Annotated in this window: 14 protein-coding genes and 1 tRNA gene; 8 read left to right on the forward strand and 7 right to left on the reverse strand. The window is 37.3% G+C overall.

The features are described from left to right. Positions 1-64: 64 nt before the first annotated feature. Entirely contained in the window at positions 65-1288 is a 1224-nt protein-coding gene (locus tag MJO53_RS11025) for a GTP-binding protein (protein WP_252079111.1), read from the reverse strand. 92 nt (positions 1289-1380) lie between these two features. Further along, on the reverse strand, positions 1381-2055 hold the full coding sequence (gene folE, locus MJO53_RS11030; RefSeq protein ID WP_252079112.1) for a GTP cyclohydrolase I FolE: 675 nt from the start codon (positions 2053-2055) through the stop codon (positions 1381-1383). A 250-nt stretch (positions 2056-2305) separates the two neighbouring features. On the opposite strand from folE, the gene MJO53_RS11035 reads away from it, so the two are divergent. The 7 genes from MJO53_RS11035 (at position 2306) to MJO53_RS11065 (ending at position 12780) form a co-directional block, all read left to right on the forward strand. Continuing rightward, positions 2306-2890, forward strand: coding sequence for a hypothetical protein (locus tag MJO53_RS11035; RefSeq protein ID WP_252079113.1), 585 nt, complete (start codon positions 2306-2308; stop codon positions 2888-2890). A 59-nt stretch (positions 2891-2949) separates the two neighbouring features. Further along, positions 2950-3990, forward strand: coding sequence for a sensor histidine kinase (locus MJO53_RS11040; RefSeq protein ID WP_252079114.1), 1041 nt, complete (start codon positions 2950-2952; stop codon positions 3988-3990). Beyond that, positions 3990-4712, forward strand: coding sequence for a LytR/AlgR family response regulator transcription factor (locus MJO53_RS11045; protein WP_252079115.1), 723 nt, complete (start codon positions 3990-3992; stop codon positions 4710-4712). The genes MJO53_RS11040 and MJO53_RS11045 overlap by 1 nt, the downstream gene beginning before the upstream one ends. Before the next feature lie 86 nt (positions 4713-4798). After that, a complete protein-coding gene (locus MJO53_RS11050) occupies positions 4799-6616 on the forward strand; it encodes a CocE/NonD family hydrolase (protein WP_252079116.1) in 1818 nt (605 codons plus the stop codon). Positions 6617-7851: 1235 nt separating this feature from the next. Then, the gene (locus MJO53_RS11055; RefSeq protein WP_252079117.1) at positions 7852-11265 is read left to right on the forward strand and encodes a T9SS type B sorting domain-containing protein; all 3414 of its coding nucleotides are present in this window, start codon (positions 7852-7854) and stop codon (positions 11263-11265) included. A 101-nt stretch (positions 11266-11366) separates the two neighbouring features. After that, positions 11367-12350 (forward strand): virulence protein RhuM/Fic/DOC family protein, encoded by a 984-nt coding sequence (rhuM, locus tag MJO53_RS11060; RefSeq protein ID WP_252079118.1) that lies wholly within the window; start codon positions 11367-11369, stop codon positions 12348-12350. A gap of 25 nt (positions 12351-12375) precedes the next feature. Then, positions 12376-12780, forward strand: a complete 405-nt coding sequence (locus tag MJO53_RS11065) for a hypothetical protein (RefSeq protein WP_252079119.1) — start codon at positions 12376-12378, stop codon at positions 12778-12780. Positions 12781-13023: 243 nt separating this feature from the next. Here the strand turns inward: MJO53_RS11065 and MJO53_RS11070 are convergent, their stop codons facing one another. Both MJO53_RS11070 and MJO53_RS11075 read right to left on the reverse strand, forming a co-directional pair. Continuing rightward, complete coding sequence (locus MJO53_RS11070) at positions 13024-14259, reverse strand: site-specific integrase (protein ID WP_252079120.1); 1236 nt, start codon at positions 14257-14259, stop codon at positions 13024-13026. 223 nt (positions 14260-14482) lie between these two features. Continuing rightward, positions 14483-14556 (reverse strand) — tRNA-Arg (locus MJO53_RS11075). Positions 14557-14617: 61 nt separating this feature from the next. Between MJO53_RS11075 and MJO53_RS11080 the strand changes: the two genes are divergently transcribed. Next, positions 14618-15130, forward strand: a complete 513-nt coding sequence (locus MJO53_RS11080; RefSeq protein ID WP_252079121.1) for an adenine phosphoribosyltransferase — start codon at positions 14618-14620, stop codon at positions 15128-15130. Here the strand turns inward: MJO53_RS11080 and MJO53_RS11085 are convergent. The 3 genes from MJO53_RS11085 to MJO53_RS11095 all read right to left on the reverse strand — a co-directional run bounded on the left by MJO53_RS11085 (position 15127) and on the right by MJO53_RS11095 (position 17936). Then, a complete protein-coding gene (locus MJO53_RS11085) occupies positions 15127-15276 on the reverse strand; it encodes an SsrA-binding protein (RefSeq protein ID WP_252079122.1) in 150 nt (49 codons plus the stop codon). The genes MJO53_RS11080 and MJO53_RS11085 overlap by 4 nt on opposite strands. 522 nt (positions 15277-15798) lie before the next feature. Further along, the gene (locus MJO53_RS11090; protein ID WP_252079123.1) at positions 15799-17577 is read right to left on the reverse strand and encodes a M56 family metallopeptidase; all 1779 of its coding nucleotides are present in this window, start codon (positions 17575-17577) and stop codon (positions 15799-15801) included. Further along, positions 17577-17936 (reverse strand): BlaI/MecI/CopY family transcriptional regulator, encoded by a 360-nt coding sequence (locus tag MJO53_RS11095; protein WP_224835260.1) that lies wholly within the window; start codon positions 17934-17936, stop codon positions 17577-17579. The genes MJO53_RS11090 and MJO53_RS11095 overlap by 1 nt, the downstream gene beginning before the upstream one ends. Positions 17937-18011 lie beyond the last annotated feature (75 nt).

The following is an 18011-nucleotide window of genomic DNA, read 5'->3' on the forward strand; positions in this document are numbered from 1 at the left end:
TAATGCGATGGTTTAGAAATTATACCACGGATATGGTCAAAGGTCAATAAGGTTTTGGAATCAATTATTCCATAAGATGGACTCTTTGGACGGGCCATTCGTCATCATAGCCACTTTGCCATTTTTTGGTAGAAAGCTCCTCGTCTGTAGCCAAGCATGCGTTCAGGCTCTGTGCAATCAACTGTTGGTCCATGTTTTGCCCTATAAAAACAATTTCATTTTTTCTGTCACCGAATTTTGGGTCCCATTCTGCTTCTATTTGCTGTTGATTTTGTGCAAAGGACATAAACTGTATCCTTTTGTTGAAAGGTATACTGCTCCACCAAAGCCCTGCGCTGTCGGCTCTTAACGAACCTCCGGCCTGACTCCATACCAGAGCTTGTTCCGGTCTTGAGGCAACCCAGAACAAACCCTTGCTCCTTATTATGGTATGGGGGAATTTTTGTGAAACATAGTCCCAAAATCTTATGGGATCGAAGGGCTTTTTACTTCTATAAACAAAAGAACCTATCCCATACTCCTCGGTTTCCGGGGTGTGTTCTTCCTTATTTAATTCTTCTATCCATCCGGCGCTTTGTTCAGCTTCTTCAAAATTGAAGAGTCCTGTATTCAAGATTTTATTTGGATCAACTTTGCTAAAACTGGATTCGATAATACATGCGGAAGGATTCAATTTTTGAATGGATGCTTTTAGGACTCCCAAATGCTCTTCGGAGACCAGGTCTGTTTTGTTCAAAACGATTACATTGGCAAACTCTATTTGATCGGTCAGTAGGTTTACGATGGTTCGATAATCACCTTCAATATCCGTAAGGCTCCTGTCCATAAGGGTTTCGGGACTTCCAAAATCCTTGAAAAAGTTGAAGGCATCCACAACGGTGACCATGGTATCTATATAACTAAAACGGGAAAGATCTATTCCCTGTTCCTCGTCCACAAATGAGAAGGTCTGCGCAACAGGCACAGGTTCGCTGATACCTGTACTTTCGATCAATAGATAATCGAACCGGTTTTCCTTGGCCAAGCGTTCTACCTCGATCATTAGATCTTCGCGCAATGTACAGCAAATACAGCCATTGCTCATTTCTACAAGTTTTTCTTCTGTTCTGGATAAGGTGTTTTCGTTTTTAACTAATTCAGCGTCAACATTAACCTCGCTCATATCGTTTACGATCACAGCTACCTTTAGGCCGGCCTTATTGTGTAAAATGTGGTTGAGCAATGTTGTTTTACCGGCCCCAAGAAATCCACTTAATATGGTTACGGGCAATTTGTTGGTTTTGTTCATGTTTTATTGTGGGTATTTTTTAGACTATGACTACTAGGGTAGGCCATGTTTCTCATTTCCTTTTCTGCGTTCAAACTTTACCGATAACAATTTTATTCTCCGTTTTCTTTGTTGAGCGCATTAAGGAATTCATTCCTGGTTGCTGGTTTTTCAAAGTCCCCACCATATTCGATGGTAATGGTTGAACTGGATATATCCTTTATACCACGGGAAGAGACGCAAAGGTGCTTGGCCGTTATCATTACAATTACACTACGGGTGTTCAATGTTATTTGTAAATCTTCCAAGATTTGCTTGCACAATCGCTCCTGTACTTGAGGTCTATGTGCATAATAGTTCACCAACCTATTTATTTTGGATAGGCCTATTACCCTTTCGTTGGGAATGTACGCCACATGCGCATGACCGGTAATGGGTAAAAAATGGTGTTCACAGGCAGAATCAATGGTGATATTTTGTTCTATCAGCATTTTTTTATACCCATACTTGTTCTGGAATGTGGAAAGTTTTGGTTTGTTTATAGGGTTAAGACCATAAAAGAGTTCCTTAACGTACATTTTGGCAACACGGTACGGTGTTCCGGAAAGACTGTCGTCGGTCAGATCCAGCCCTAACTCTTCCATTATCTGTTTAAAATGTGCTTGGATGTTTTTTATTTTTTCCTCATCACTTTTGATAAAAGCATCATCTCGTAAAGGAGTTTCTACAGAAGAGGATCGGTGCATGTCGCCAATTTCCTCTATAAGCGCTGTTTTATTTTTTTTCATATACCTATTTTGATAGGGAAAGTATGCTCACATTAAAATAACGCAACACAGTCGCAAAAATAGGTAATTACAATTTAAATGCAACATAATCGCAATAATATATTTCCCATTTTCATTATTGGTACGTCGGGTTACCAACTATTTTCTGCCATTTAACCCCATAAACCTGCACTCCTGTACTTTTACTATACAGAGCAGGGTGATTTTCATTGCTTTGTATCAAGTTATTCATCAATCAAAAAACGAACAAATGAGAAAAGGAGTAATTGTAAAACTTGTATTGGTATTGATTTTCACTAGCTGTGCATCAAAAAAGACCAATGAACCCATTGTGAAAGATTACCAAATGGGAGAAAAATGGACTTGGAAATGGGAACGAAAAGTAGATGGTGAAGTTCGGGCAGAAGGCGAGGATGTACAAGAAGTTGTTAAATACAAGAGTACTTTGGGGCTTTGGAACGGAACGGATACCCTTCAAATTCCAACTGAAATAAATAAAAACCAGAGCAGTACACCATTTAGGAGTTGGCCTTTGCAAGTAGGAAAAAAGTGGAAGTATGTTTCGGAATGGGCGAACAACGAGGGAACCACCGGAAAGACCAGTCAGGATGTTGAAGTTGTTTCTTTTGAAGAACTGAATGTAGAAGCAGGGAAATTCGAGGCCTATAAAATTGAATATAAAGGGATTGTGACAAATTCAAGAGGTTTTAAGGGTGAGATGACCGATATTTGGTGGTATGCCCCAGCATTGAAAACATACATCAAACATATAAATGATGATGGTTATGGTTTGTATACCAATGAATTGACCAGTTATTCAAAAGCCGGGGAGTAATATTTTTTTTAGGATAAAGTACATTTCAAATACGAGCATTGGAAAATAAAGACACACATATGGGATTATCACTTTATTGGAAATGCCAACTTATAGGTTGGGGCGTGGTATCCTTGTTGTGGCTTTATATTGCACTGGACAGAGACCAATTTACCGTTTCCCATGCCATGATCAACTATGTGCTCGATGTTTCCATCTGCATTGGGCTTACCCACGCATATAGGATCATAGCATTGCATTTTAAATGGTATCAAATGGGCATTAGACCATTGTTGAAAAAGCTCATACCATCCATATTCGTTTTGGCCGTTTTGTTTATGCAGCTCATGAATTTAAAAACATCGGCATATATCTATTTGGTCAATGAGGTAAATGTCTTTGTGGAAAATATCTTGGTTTGGAACCCAGTTTTGATCACAGGTTTGAGGCATATGGCAATTTGGGTACTGGCCTATCACGCGTATCATTTTTATATGAGAGAAGTAAATACGACAAAAGTAAATGCCCAACTTACCATCAAAGCAAAGCAAACTCAGTTGGATAATTTATCGGCGCAGCTCAATCCTCATTTCTTGTTCAATTCTTTGAACTCGATCAAGGCGCTGGTTGTTGAGAACCCGACTGGAGCAAGAAGGGCCATCGATTTGTTGTCCGATCTATTGCGTACATCGCTCTACGATAAGGAGCACTTGACCATTTCCATAGCCGAAGAAATGGCTTTGGTAAACGATTATGTGGAGTTGGAAAAGCTTCGGTTTGAAGAACGATTGACCATTAATATGAACCTTGACAAATCCCTCGATAAAGTAAAAATTCCACCTTTGAGTATCCAACTATTGGTGGAGAACGCCATAAAGCATGGGGTGGACAAACAAATACAAGGAGGTACGGTAGATATTTCAGTTCAAAAAAAGGAGGGTTATGTCGTGGTTCAGGTAAAGAATCCTGGGGTCTTCTTAAAAGGAGAAGATGCGGGAGTAGGGCTTAAAAATCTAAGTGAACGCCTTTTGTTGCAATATGATGGTCTAGCGAAGATCGAGATTGAAACCCCTTCGGAAAATGTGGTTCTGGCCACTTTACTAATTCCAATTGAAAAATAATGGGCAACTATAGAACATTGATCATAGATGATGAACGCTTGGCTCGTGAAGAGGTACGAAGAGCACTGGAACACTATCCGGAATTTACCATAATTGGGGAGGCAAACAATGTGGAAGTAGCCAAAGTATTGGTGGAAAAGGAACAGCCGGACCTCATTTTTTTGGACATCCACATGCCCGGAAAATCAGGTTTTGATTTATTGGAGGAGTTGGGAACTGTCCCAGAAGTGGTGTTCACGACTGCCTATGATCAATATGCGGTTCAGGCCTTTGAAGTAAATGCACTGGATTATTTGGTAAAACCGCTTCGGGAAGAACGTTTTGCCAAAACCATCGAAAAAGTAAAGCTTGAGTTTAAAAAGCAGGAAGAAGAGCAGAAGGTACCCTTGGCGAGCCATCAAAAAATCTTTATTAAAGATGGCGAAAAGGTGTACTTTATTGCATTGGCGGAGGTTAGTTTAATCGAGTCCATGGACAACTATGCGCGGCTATATTTTGGTGATGAAAAACCTATGATCAAACGCTCGTTGAACCAATTGGAGAAGAGATTGGACCCCGATATTTTTTTTAGGGCAAATAGAAGTCAGATCATCAACACCGAGTACATTAAGGAAATTCAGCCCTATTTTAATCACAAACTACGACTTGTATTGACCACGGGGGAAATTGTTGATCTATCGAGTAGGCAATCCGTAAGCTTCAAAAAACGAAATAGTTTGTAGCCATTTACAAACAATTACATTCAAAAACGAACAAAAAAAGCATACAGCAGTAGGACATCTATGTCCCAATCCTAACATCAATCAAAATGAAAAAATCAATCAGTTTAATAGCTTTTGGTATTGCAATAGTCCTTGTTTTTTTCGCTTCTTGCAAGGAGCAAAATCAAGTTCGGCCCCCTAGAATCATTACCGAAAATAATTTATCCTATCTGGTTCAGGATAGTATTTTGATCCCAACAGCCGATGGCGCAAATATCCACGCAGTCATCGTTCGAAATTCCGAATTGGAGGAGCCAGCCCCAACTATTTTGTTCCACACCATTTATGCCCGTAAAAATGACCTGGACAGGGCAAAGATGGCGGCCGACCATGGGTATATAGGTGTGGTTTCGTACACCCGAGGCAAAGGATTGAGCCCGGATTCGATTGTACCCTATAAATATGAGGCAAAAGATGCGTATGAAGTAATCGACTGGATCAGCAAACAGGATTGGAGCAATCAAAAGGTGGGGATGTACGGTGGAAGTTACGTCGGGTTTACCCAATGGGCCGCGGTAAAGCACAAGGTGCATCCAGCGCTTAAAACTATTGTGCCCTCCGTTTCGGCAGCACCCGGTATAGCCGAACCTATGGAGAATGGCATTCATTGGAACTTTCATTATCCTTGGAACCATTATGTGTCCAACAACAAGTATTTGGACACCACATTGTATAACAATTGGCAACGTTGGAACAATTTGAACATGAAATGGTTTGAAACCGGCGTAGCTTACAAAGCAATGGATAGCTTGGATGGATTGCCCAATCCACAGTTTCGAGAGCGCTTATTACACCCAACATATGATGATTATTGGCAAAACATGATGCCCTACAAAGAAGAATTTGCCCATATCAATATTCCTGTTTTGGCCACGACTGGATATTATGATGGGGGGCAAGTGGGAACACAGTATTATTTAAAAGAACATACCAAATTCAATACAAATGCAGCACATTATCTAGTGATTGGACCCTACACCCATTTTGGGGCCCAGGAGAAACCTAATAGTCATATTATGGGATACGATATTGATCCAGTGGCCCAAATTGATATCACAAGCTTGATCTTTGAGTGGTTTGATCATATTTTAAAAGGAAAAGCCAAACCAGCATTGTTACAGGATAAAATCAATTATCAGGTAATGGGAGCGAACAAATGGGGTCATGCCCCTTCTTTGCAGGCCATGGCAACTGATACTTTAAAGTATTATGTGGGCAATGGGCGTTCGGGTGTAACTTTCGCATCTTTGTTTGGAACGGGAAACAATGACAAGGATGAACATTACACTCTCTCCCAGCAACCCTTGGATTCCAGCGAATATTTGGAACAGGTCATAGATTTCACAGACCGTAGCAATCGAACTTGGAATTCGAGTGGATGGCGGGCAATTGTTGCGGATAGCCTTATGGTTGGCGGTGGTTTTTCTTTTATCACCCAACCTTTTGAATCCGATGTTGAATTGAACGGATCCTTTGGTGGCGAAATTTCGGTGTCCATTAACAAAAAAGATTTTGATTATACGGTAGTCTTGTTTGAACAGACCCCAGATGGTAAATTCTTTGCCTTGACCTTGCCCTATAAGGCTAGAGCCAGTTTTGCGCATAGTCTTGAGAAACGGCAGTTGTTGATACCCAACAAGAAAACAAAACTTCCTTTTGGCATTGTGCGGATCACCAGTAAAAAGATAAGCAAGGGCAGTCGTTTGGTAGTGGTCGTCAACGGAAACAAAGAACCCTTTACGGAAATAAATTATGGAACGGGAAAAAATGTCAGCGAAGAAACCATCAATGATGCGAAAGAGCCTTTGATCATTAAATGGTATGGGGATGGTTATATTGAAATACCGTTAAGGATAGATAAGTAATACGATTGGAAATGTAGGTGATCAATATACAGGGGTGCCAAAAATAAAAAGGAGCTATTTTTAATAGCTCCTTTTCTGTGACCGCGGCAGGATTCAAACCTCATTCCGCAAGCCCTATATTTAAAGGATTTTAAGACCTTACAAAAACTGTTGACCGAATTACTGTCTTTTAATTTGGTCGTAATTCTTGATGATTCAACTTTCGATATAAAGATAATAATTTTAAATGTTTGAAATAACCTCAAACAAGAGTAAGCCCATTTTGAAATAATTAGAATCCTGATAAGTCATTGGTCAGTTTTGAAGCCCTGAGTCTTACCTTCAACTTTTGCAATTGGTCTCTATCGGTTTTTTGTAGTGTTTGGAAAGATAAGTTCAATCAACATCTCCTAATAAAAAAACTGAATTTATTGATGGCTTGGCACACCAAAGAAAGGTATTTGGGTTTTCACGCTCGCGTGAAAAAACGAATAGCAAGAGGGTGATGCGCAATTTGCGCTATCACAGTTGTTTTAGGGTTTTCAACACATTGAAAACCAGTTAATTGAAATGATTTTGGAATACTATACCCAAACCGGGGTTACAGTAGATTTTTCCGAAATCTACAGTAAATCCTTTGGGAAGCCCTATAAACATTGGAAATTTTTGACGAAAAAATTGACGCAATTTGACGAAAAATCAAAATTGGGCCTATGGAAAAGCAATCTAAAGCTTAAAATAACGGGAGGGAAGGTTGGAAAGATATAAACTTAAAGGCATAGATTTTTGGATTCCAAAACGCGATGAGAAGAACATATCCTATGAATAGAAAAAGTTGCCTCGCTCAGTAAATTAGTTTGGCAAGATTTGGGGCTTGCAGCACTTCACTCCGTTTCGTTCGCTTTTATATCGATTTCTATTTCAAGACCAGGTTTTTTAGGCACCGTTTTATTGAACTTTCACTCTTAAACAAGTTCATTGATTCTAAGGAGTTTACTTTTTCGGTACACTTAATTGGTTTCCCATTTAGACCCTTTATTACCCCTATAATAAAGTTCTATTTCTCAATACAGATTGACTGTTTTAACCTCTTTTCATCGAAAACCCAATTTTTTATAAATGGAATTTTCCTACATTTATAAAAATCCTATTGAACGATTCCAGTATTAGCTGATCACACATCAATTTTATTCCAATTTGGGCAGATAGGATGTACTTGCCCATATAAGTAAGTAGGCAACAAGCTAAAAAACCAAATGAAACTTAACTTATTTTTACTTTTATTGGTATACTCAATTTCTTCATACTCACAATGTTTTGATTGCGGACAAAGTATTGGAGGTCATGTTGAAGATGTTGTTTTAGATATCGACAAGGCTTCCGATGGAATTATATTAATATATACTGATCAGTCTAGTAATAGCACCATTCGTAAATATGATTTTGACTGCAATGTTATATGGACTAATAATGTACTTGCTCCAAGTGGAATGTTTATCCGAGATGCGACAATAGATAACAATGACAATATTTATACAGTTGTTTCAAATTATGGAAACAATCGCAACATTAACGGGGTAGTTATCGAGCAAGGAAGCAGCTTAGTAAGGCTGAACGCAAATGGAGATGTTGAATGGGCAAAAAAGTTCAGTGATGAAAAGCACTTAAATCGCAAAATCCACATTTGGATGAACAATCTTTTTGTTGTCGGACAAATTGACCAATCAATAAACACAAATATAGGATTGACAATTCCCAATGGATATGGAAGTCAATATTTTGCAGCAAAATACGACCTTGCAGGTAACCTAATAGATTCGGAACATTTTGGTGGAAATTACAATGAAACATTTTTTGATTCGCAAATTGATGAAAACGGAAATATTTATTTAACCGGGTTCTTCACGGATTATACCAATCATATTTCGCACTTGTACAAAATTAATTCTTCTCTTGACTTAGTTTGGTCGCAAGAATTATCAAATAATCCAGCTGAAAGGTCATTTCAACCCATGACCATTTACTATAATACATCGAATCAAAAATTGTATGTATGGGCCAAGTACAAAATGGCCGCAAACTTTTACAATAACTCAATAACGGTCAGTAATGACTGTACTATTGGAAGTGTAATAATGGAAATTTCCAAAATTAACGGTGATTTGGATAATTATACGGTCATTGACAATTGTGGATTTTTACAATCGGTGGGGAATGGCATTGGCAGTGTTGAACAGAGAAGCTTTCTGGCACACGAAGGTTCCAATCTATATATTTTATCAAGTTTTAGAAATGAAATTGAAATTGGTGATCAAACCTTAAGTACTTCTCAAACAATTCACAATGATTACAATGTGGATTTGATTTTGCACAAGATAGATTTAACGAATTTTTCTTCAGAATTAATTCTCAGATCAACTGGTGAGCAATATTATGACTCATCACCATATTATGATCTTGCAGGACCCATAGTTGCTCACAATGGAAGTATTCATATGTCATCTTCTTTTATGAGTTTTCCAATGACAATCAATGGAAATATCATAGATAACAACAGTGGAAACAATGCAAGGGACGTTTTATATTATAAACATATTTTAGACAAAACTGATGCTGAGGGTGTAATATCCATTGAAAACACGTGCGTTTCAGACGTAACTGAGTTTGAAATCAACGGTGATTTTGATTCCATCATTTGGGACTTTGATGATCCTACGTCAGGAACCGATAATACCTCAACCCTAAATAATCCAAGTCATATATTCACCACTAAAGGAACCTATAGTGTCACTGCCGAGGTGACCTGTGGAACGGAGTCAGAAATTATTCATGTTGAAGTTGTTATTACAGATACCCCAATGGCACGTCAAATTCCGGATATTTATGCTTGTGAGGACGTTTTTGGCGGACAAATTTCAAACTCATTTGACACATCTTCAATAGAAAATGATTTGATAGGAAACCAGTTGGGGGTTACCATAAAGTACTTTGATGGCAATGGTGTTGAATTGCCAAGTCCCCTTCCCAATCCCATGTCCAATACGCTTCTTGGGCAAGAAACAATTATCGCTAGAGTGGCATATACTGATAACTTGACTTGTTTTACAGAGGTACAGTTTGACCTAATTGTCAATTCAATTCCAGAAATAACCACAATTGGCAATCTATATGTCTGCGATGATGACTATGACGGAATTTCCGAGTTTGACCTCAGTAATGTAACGGATGATTTGTTAAATGGACAAACAGGAATGTTAGTTGAATTTTTCCATGAAGATGGACAACAATTGCCCAATCCATTACCAAATACCATATTTAATACGGTATCTCATCAAGAGACAATTATGGCAAAAATAACCGATCTAAGTACAAACTGCTTTCTGGAAACCACTTTTGATTTGGTGGTACATCCTTTGCCCGTAGCCAACCCATTAGAGATTTTAAATGGATGTGATGACAACGATGATGGCATCTCGGAGTATTTTGACACATCCAACATAGAAACCCAAGTGCTCAATGGGCAAACCGGAAAAAGGGTTACTTATTTTGACCAAGATGGAAATCAATTGCCAAGCCCTCTACCAAATCCTTACACAAACACCATTATGTACAATGAACATATAACGGTGAGGGTTACCGACAATGTTACAACTTGTTTTGCCGAGACCATACTGGAGTTAAAAACCTCGGCACAACCAAAAATAAACCAACCCGATAACTTATATAGCTGCGATTTAGGGAATGGATATAGTGAATTTGACACTTCTAATATAGAACAACAACTCATTGGAAATCAATCCGGTTTGGAGGTAACCTTTTATGATTCGGACAAAAACTTGCTTCCAAGTCCATTGCCTATACTGTTCCAAAATACAGAACCATTTTCACAAACTATCGGTGTAAGGGTCGAAAATGCAACTAACTCTATTTGTTATTCAGAAACATCTTTTGATTTGATCGTAACGGCCCTACCCGAAATCGACTTGGAAGATGAATATTTCATTTGCAATTTGGAACCATCAATATCTTTAAATGTTAATCCTGGGTTTGACTCTTATCGTTGGACTTCTGAAGGTGGCACGCAGATTTCAGATACAAACAATGCGGAAATTGTGGAAGAAGGAAGCTATACGCTAACTGTCAATCAGGATGAGAATGGAATTGTATGTGAAAATGTCTTCAATTTTAAGCTTGTACGTTCTGTTCCACCTGTAATTGAAAAAGTAAATCATGGCGAACTTGGAAATAATTTCATTGAAATTATCGCTTCTGGTGATGGTGATTTCGAATACTCCATTGATGGCATAAATTATCAGGACAGTAATTATTTTTCAAATGTTCATGGTGGTTCACATACCGTTTTCGTTCGAGACAAAGAAGGTTGCGGAGAAGATTCAGATGAAATAACCCTAATTGACTATCCAAAATTTTTCACACCAAATAATGATGGCTACAATGACTTTTGGCATATCCATGGAATTGAGGCTTTCCCTGACCTGAAAGTATTTATTTTTGATAGATATGGTAAATTATTGACCCAATTATCATCTTTTGATTTAGGATGGGATGGCTTTTATAATAACGAAAAGATGATGCCCAGTGATTATTGGTTTAAGGCAGATCTGGGAAATGGCCGAATCTTTTCTGGACATTTCTCACTAACTTATTAAGAGGTAGTGGGGGCAAATCAAAGTTCAAATAAACGATAACTAACGACTGAAAGTGATTAAACAAAAATTATCTCAAACAGAAGGTTTCAGTTCATAACTATATGAATACGGATAAGCAAATAGAGATTTATCAGGCCAATGACGGTTCCACTCAAATTAATGTTCAATTTGAACAAGATACCGTTTGGTTAACCCAAGCGCAAATGGGTCAACTATTTGAAAAAAACAAGCGTACGATTTCAGAGCATATACGAAACATTTTTAAAGAAGGTGAACTGGATGAAAAACTGGTTGTCCGGAAATCCCGGACAACCACTCAACACGGTGCCATTGCAGGGAAAACACAAACCTCCAACGTTAACTTGTACAATCTAGATGTTATAATTTCTGTAGGTTATAGGGTAAAATCTCAAAGAGGTACACAATTTAGAATATGGGCTTCCAATATTCTAAAGGAATATCTTATACAAGGGTACGCTGTAAATGAAAAACGTTTGGCCCAAAAGGAGCAAGAAGTACAACTTTTAAAAGGAGGCATACAAATATTAAGCAGGGCCATTGAAGAAAAAGTAGAAGATAATGAATGGCTTAAAGTTTATGCTAAAGGTTTAAGTTTATTAGACGATTACGACCATGAGCAATTAGATGCCAAAGGATTAACTGCAAGAGCGGCAAGCTATCCGACTATAGAGGCTTATTTTGAGGTAGTGGATCAAATGAAATCTGAATTTGACAGTGCTGTATTTGGAAAGGAAAAGGACAACAGTTTTCAAAGCTCTCTAAGCCAAGTCGCAAAGGGTTTTGGCGAAAAGGATTTTTATCCGACATTAGAAGAAAAGGCTGCAATGCTTTTATACTTGATTGTGAAAAACCATTCATTTGTAGATGGTAATAAACGAATTGCGGCAGCATGTTTTCTAAAATTCTTGCAACATAACAATATGCTTTTTAATAGTAAACAACAACCAATAATCAATAACGAAACACTAGCTAGCTTAACCTTATTTATAGCATCTAGCAAACCTGAGGAAATGGAAACAGTAAAGCGTTTGGTGATCAGCGTTTTAAATAGAAGCAATCAATAGTTCAAATAAACGATTCAAATTATTGGTGAAATACATTGCTCAAATATGGATTCTAACAATTATAACCTCTCCACTGGTGTTGGCACTTGTTTTGGGAATTATAATTAATAATTCGAGCCTTTCCGAGATATTTGAATCTTATGAGTTTTTTATTTTAATGTTCTTGGTTGGTTCCTTGTTTTCAATTCCTGCAATGGTTGTTTTTGGATTATTACAGAGAAGTTTAAAATCCTCTATACCAATATGGAGAAGGAAGTTGATACTTTCAATCTATTCCTTTTTATCCGTTTGGATTACTTTTTATATTGTTGATGAAGGGTTTATAACGGGATGGACAGATCAAACAGTTTGGCCATTAATTTATTCACTAATCATAGTAATTGGTGTTTGGATTTTTAGACTTCCAAACACGAATAGATTGGCACAATAAAATTAAAGTTCAAATAAACGATCAATCAATGTTCTTATCTTACGTTTACAAAATAGTAACCTATTTCCTAGTTATCTTCGTAATGGCAGACATTGTAATCTTGCTCCAGTACGCCTTGAAAGATTATGGAGAACCTTTGAAGATGGAAAATATCAATAGGACCACGATTATCTTTTTTTCTGGCACAGTTATTTTGCTTGTGCTAGAAAGATTGCTGAGAAACAGATAAAGTTCAAATAAACGTTATAATATTGGTTTGATTTTAAGCTTCTTTTGTAAAGCCAACATATCTTCAGATATTTTTTTATCCAAAACACGAGCATAAATTTGAGTAGTGGCCAATTTGGTATGTCCCAACATTTTGGATACCGTTTCTATTGGTACACCATTTGATAAAGTCACTGTTGTGGCGAATGTATGGCGCGCCATATGAAAAGTTAAATTCTTTTTAATTCCAACTGCATCTGCAATCTCTTTTAAATATAGATTGGTTTTTTCGTTGCTGATTTTTGGTAAAAGTGTTCTTGAGTATGATGTAACAGGGTGGTTTTTGTATTTATCCAAAATATTAATGGCTGGTCCTAATAGAGGGACTCTGACAGAAGTTTTCGTTTTTAGTCTTTTTGTAGCAATCCAGTTATTACCATCTGTTCCAACAATTAGATTGATTTTTGTCAACTTCATAAGGTCTGAATAACTGATTCCAGTATAACAGCTGAAAACGAAAAGGTCCCTAACCCGATCTAATCGCTCAATTAGGAAGTTATAGGTTTCTAAATTGTTTAGTTCGTTTGCAGTTAAGAATTCTCTTTGTTTTTGTTCAAATGTCGGTTTCCAACGCAAAAAGGGATCTCTATCAATCCATTCCAATTGATAAGCAAGATTGATGATTTTTCTAAGCCTTTGAAGATGCTTCATTACTGTATTATGGCTCATAGCCTTGGGATGACCCTTTGGATAGTAATTAACCAAAAACCTTTCAAGGTCTGAAATGAACTTGTAGTTAAGTTGACGTAGATAAACATCAGTTGTTTTTAAATTGTTTTTCAGAAATCTGTTAATGTAATTCTCGGTGATTCCAAAATTTCTAATGGTACCTGGGGCTAGAGTGTTTTCGATTTTTCTATTATGGTGTTCCAGTAAATCCAAAAGAGTTTTGGAGTTGATGTTTTCTCCGTTGTAAAGTGATTTGACCAATTGCGGAGTTATTAAGTCTCCCTTGTATTTTAAATCTTGGTAAATATTCAATAATCTAGCTTGAACTAGATTTAAATGTCGATTGATTTCTTGTGACTCTTTTGTTTTTCCTTTTACTTTTTTGTTTTGGTTGTCCCAAAGATCAATATCGATCTTTCTCTTAATACCAATATTGGCTCTTTTCCCATTTGCGGTTACTCTTACAAAGATTTCCGCTTTATTTTTAATAGCTCGTGATTTGTTGATCCAGAATAGGATTGAAAAGGTGTGTGATGTTTTCATAGTTGTCATCTTAGGGTTAAACGTTAAGATGAAAGTCAAATCAACTATGTACCAGTGTTTTAGGGTTTCATTCGGTCAACAGTGTTGACGATTTGATTTTGTTGACCGATTTGTTACCGATTGATATGAAATCAAAACAAATTAAATGATGCCCTAAAAACGCTGAAAACCTTACAGTTATAGATTCTGTAAGGTTTTCTGTTTGTTTGGCATTGCTGCCCAGTGACCGCGGCAGGATTCAAACCTGCAACCTTCTGAGCCGTAATCAGATGCGCTATTCAGTTGCGCCACGCGGCCTTATTTAAGGGCTGCAAATATATTTCTTTTTAACTTTACCACAAAACCCTAGCGAACAAAAATGGATTTTGAACCCTACATTCGTGATATTAAGGACTTCCCAAAACCGGGAGTGACTTTTAAGGATATAACGCCCCTATTAAAAAATGCCACAGCGCTGCAAAAGGCGGCCAATGCTTTGGTGGGGTTTATTGGCAATACGAAAATTGATAAAGTAGTAGGGGTGGACAGCCGAGGTTTTATTTTTGCTCCCATGTTGGCCGAAAAACTAGGTGCTGGTTTTGTAACTGTCCGAAAATCAGGAAAGCTGCCTTATACGACTATTTCTGAGTCCTATGATCTGGAATATGGAAAGGGGATCTTGGAAATCCACACGGACGCCATTGAGGAAGGTGACAAGGTGTTGGTGCACGACGATGTACTGGCAACTGGCGGGACTGCCGAAGCCGTATGTAAATTAGTGGAGAAGCTAGGGGGAGAGGTGGTCCAGTGCAATTTTCTAATCGAACTTTCCTTTTTAAAGGGGGGCGATAAGCTCAACGGTTATCCTGTAAAAGCTCTCTTGAGATATTAATTATTGTCCAAAGCCTTGGTGGTTACAAAATAGCGCCACCCGATTATCGCTAGCTGCAATTTACTTGCCTTGGATAGATTCAGTCCCTTTTTTGAATATGACGGGAGAATAACCTTGTTTATTTTGGCCAAAACCTTGTAAAACATAAATTAATTGGGTTTAGGACAAATATAGGCAAAGCAACTTATAGGTTATATCTTATAAGGTTGCAGGTAGCTCGGTGTTTTTTAAATAAAAATTAGAGTCAGGAGTTGCATTAAAAGAGCGATGAAAAACTTTACGATTGCGATCATTTTTTAGATTGGTTTAAATGTTGAACAAACAACTATTTTGCTTGTATGTTTTTCGAATATAGAATGATAAAAGTCATGCTTCCAAGCAATTGAGTAAAAATCTATGCAATTGAATACGAGATTGAATCTTTTAAAACGGTAAGCTGCTATAAGTGTAATCTTGGTACTTGGTGATAATTAATATATGCAACCTATAAGTGTTTGTGTGGTTAAATAATGTTAGAATTGTAGGGGGTCTTTTAATAGGTTTACCAAAACCTAGGGAGGTTTCGTTTAAAAAAGCGCTATTTTTAGCTGTTTCGTTTCTCGATAAAAAAAAGAGCCGCTAAAAAAAGCGACTCATTCAACATTAAGTTTTTATGGTTTAAAAAGGAATTATTTATTTTTTTTGGTGGTTATCTCAATCACTCCATTTGTACCTTTTTTACCATATTTTTCAATAGCAGGGTCTCCCTTTAAAACGGTTACATTTTCAATATCGGATGGTGATATTTTATTGACCATTTTTTGTTTTGTTTTTTTACCATCCACAATATACAGTGGTCGACCTTTATCATCAGAACTTATAAAAAGGAAGTTCGAGTCATCACCGCTGACTTCGATATCCTCGTCATCATCGGAATCCCTAATGACCATTACATTTGTTTTATTCTCAATGTTCACATCCTTGTCGTCAATCATTTTCATTACAAATGCACCGTCTTTCTTTTTTCCAATTTTCTCAATTTTTACATTCTTCTTTCCGTTACCTTTTTGTTTGACTATAAAAACACTTTCTTCATCACTATCCTCATCTAAATGTATATCCATGGTATGTAGCTTATCTTCATTGACCTCCTCACCATTGACGAATACCTTCTTTTTACCATCTACTTTTTTTACGATAATTTCTTTTTCGTCATCCGTACTCCATGAGACGTCACTATCATCCGTTCTATGGATTTTAACCTTACTTTTCTTTTTTGCGTTCCAAAAGGAGACCGCATTGTTCGTATCATCGTATAGTACGGTTATAGGGTTGATCGGACTGTCGGAATTTGAGTTGTAATTCCCACTAAAGTCTTTACCGTTTGCGTTTTTTCCGCTTAGGTTCAACGAGATGGAAATAATTTCGCCGTCGTCGTTCCTTACTGTGGTATAGCTAAAGTCCACACCCTCTTTGGCCAAATCTTTTTTAATGTTGTCCAAATCCGCATCTGTGGTGTTCTTGTCAATGGTTAGCTCTACCATCTTGTTGTCTTTTGGTGTTTCTTTTACCATAACGTTATCGAGGGTGACGGAATCTTTATAAAGATATTTTTTCTCAATATTGAAACTCACAAGCAGTAATCCCAATAGAGGCATTACGGCCAATGTTTTAAGAATGTTGATTTTTTTCGATTGATTTTGATTTAACATGACTATTCGTTTTTTGATTAATGAATTATAAAATGAGTTGGCCAATGTGTATTCTTTTTGATCGACCGCCTGTTTAAGCATAAGGTACTGGTAGGATTTTTTGTTGTCCGTTTCTTCCACGGCGTAATGATCCGCCAAATACTCTAGGTTCTGTTTTATTGCACTTTGATACAACCATAGAATTGGATTGAACCAGAAAACTATTTTTAAAACTTCCAATAATAGAATATCCAAGGTGTGATATTGTCTTGCATGGACCTTTTCGTGCTCCAAAACCGAGCGTAGTTCGTTTGGTTCGAACAATCGCGGATTATAAAAAATATAATTGAAGAACGAGAAGGGGGAAATCCGCTTTTCCGTAATCATATGAACATACGGACTTTCCTTTTTAATATTTGCGGTTCTGGATAGCTTTCTTAGCGAAAGCAACCTTGTAATGAATTTTATAAATAATAAAATGGCGACCGATAAATATAAGGCTATGATTAAACCCTCTGGGACAATAAAGCCATTTTGACCTGTTGTGGCGGGAACTTGAGAGGAGGTTTCGCCAACTTGCACTAAAATAGGTTGGGACGCAACAACGGTTTGCTGAATTTTAAGTAATGGAAAGATAAAGGACAGCACCAGGCCTGCAACCAAAAACAGCCGATTCTCCATAAAAAGGGTCTCCTTTTTTAGAAAAATATGGTACACCGCCAAAAAACCACCGGCCACAAGAAAGGATTGTAAAATATATAGTAGAATGGTTTCCATTACTTTTTCTTTTCAATTAGGTCAATAATCTCTTTTAGCTCGGAAACCGATATCTTTTCTTCTTGTGCAAAATGTGAGACCAAACTCTTAAAAGAGTCGTTATAGTAATCGGCAATTGCGGCATTCACATATTTTTTGCGGTACTGTTCTTTGGTGATCAAAGGGAAATACCGATGGGTGTTACCGAACGCTTCGTGGTCTACGAATCCTTTTTCCTGTAGGTTTCTAACTATGGTGGACAAGGTGTTGTAATGCGGTTTTTCACCTCTAATTTCCTCAAGAATTTCTTTTACAAACGCTTTTTTGAGCTCCCAGAGAATTTTCATGATTTCCTCTTCCTTGTTGGTCAATTTTTGCATAATACTGTATTTGTTGCCCAAACTTAATACTAATCTTATAGTTAAACAACTATTTTTATAGTTTATTAACTAAAA

It is taken from the genome of Flagellimonas marinaquae (assembly GCF_023716465.1).
GTDB classification, from domain to species: domain Bacteria; phylum Bacteroidota; class Bacteroidia; order Flavobacteriales; family Flavobacteriaceae; genus Flagellimonas; species Flagellimonas alginolytica.

What these genes read in the sequence shown, in the direction of transcription:
- MJO53_RS11025 (WP_252079111.1), bottom strand. Translation starts at nt 1,288, where the DNA reads ATGAACAAAACCAACAAATTGCCCGTAACCATATTAAGTGGATTTCTT.
- folE (WP_252079112.1), bottom strand. Translation starts at nt 2,055, where the DNA reads ATGAAAAAAAATAAAACAGCGCTTATAGAGGAAATTGGCGACATGCAC.
- MJO53_RS11035 (WP_252079113.1), top strand. Translation starts at nt 2,306, where the DNA reads ATGAGAAAAGGAGTAATTGTAAAACTTGTATTGGTATTGATTTTCACT.
- MJO53_RS11040 (WP_252079114.1), top strand. Translation starts at nt 2,950, where the DNA reads ATGGGATTATCACTTTATTGGAAATGCCAACTTATAGGTTGGGGCGTG.
- MJO53_RS11045 (WP_252079115.1), top strand. Translation starts at nt 3,990, where the DNA reads ATGGGCAACTATAGAACATTGATCATAGATGATGAACGCTTGGCTCGT.
- MJO53_RS11050 (WP_252079116.1), top strand. Translation starts at nt 4,799, where the DNA reads ATGAAAAAATCAATCAGTTTAATAGCTTTTGGTATTGCAATAGTCCTT.
- MJO53_RS11055 (WP_252079117.1), top strand. Translation starts at nt 7,852, where the DNA reads ATGAAACTTAACTTATTTTTACTTTTATTGGTATACTCAATTTCTTCA.
- rhuM (WP_252079118.1), top strand. Translation starts at nt 11,367, where the DNA reads ATGAATACGGATAAGCAAATAGAGATTTATCAGGCCAATGACGGTTCC.
- MJO53_RS11070 (WP_252079120.1), bottom strand. Translation starts at nt 14,259, where the DNA reads ATGAAAACATCACACACCTTTTCAATCCTATTCTGGATCAACAAATCA.
- MJO53_RS11080 (WP_252079121.1), top strand. Translation starts at nt 14,618, where the DNA reads ATGGATTTTGAACCCTACATTCGTGATATTAAGGACTTCCCAAAACCG.
- MJO53_RS11085 (WP_252079122.1), bottom strand. Translation starts at nt 15,276, where the DNA reads ATGTTTTACAAGGTTTTGGCCAAAATAAACAAGGTTATTCTCCCGTCA.
- MJO53_RS11090 (WP_252079123.1), bottom strand. Translation starts at nt 17,577, where the DNA reads ATGGAAACCATTCTACTATATATTTTACAATCCTTTCTTGTGGCCGGT.
- MJO53_RS11095 (WP_224835260.1), bottom strand. Translation starts at nt 17,936, where the DNA reads ATGCAAAAATTGACCAACAAGGAAGAGGAAATCATGAAAATTCTCTGG.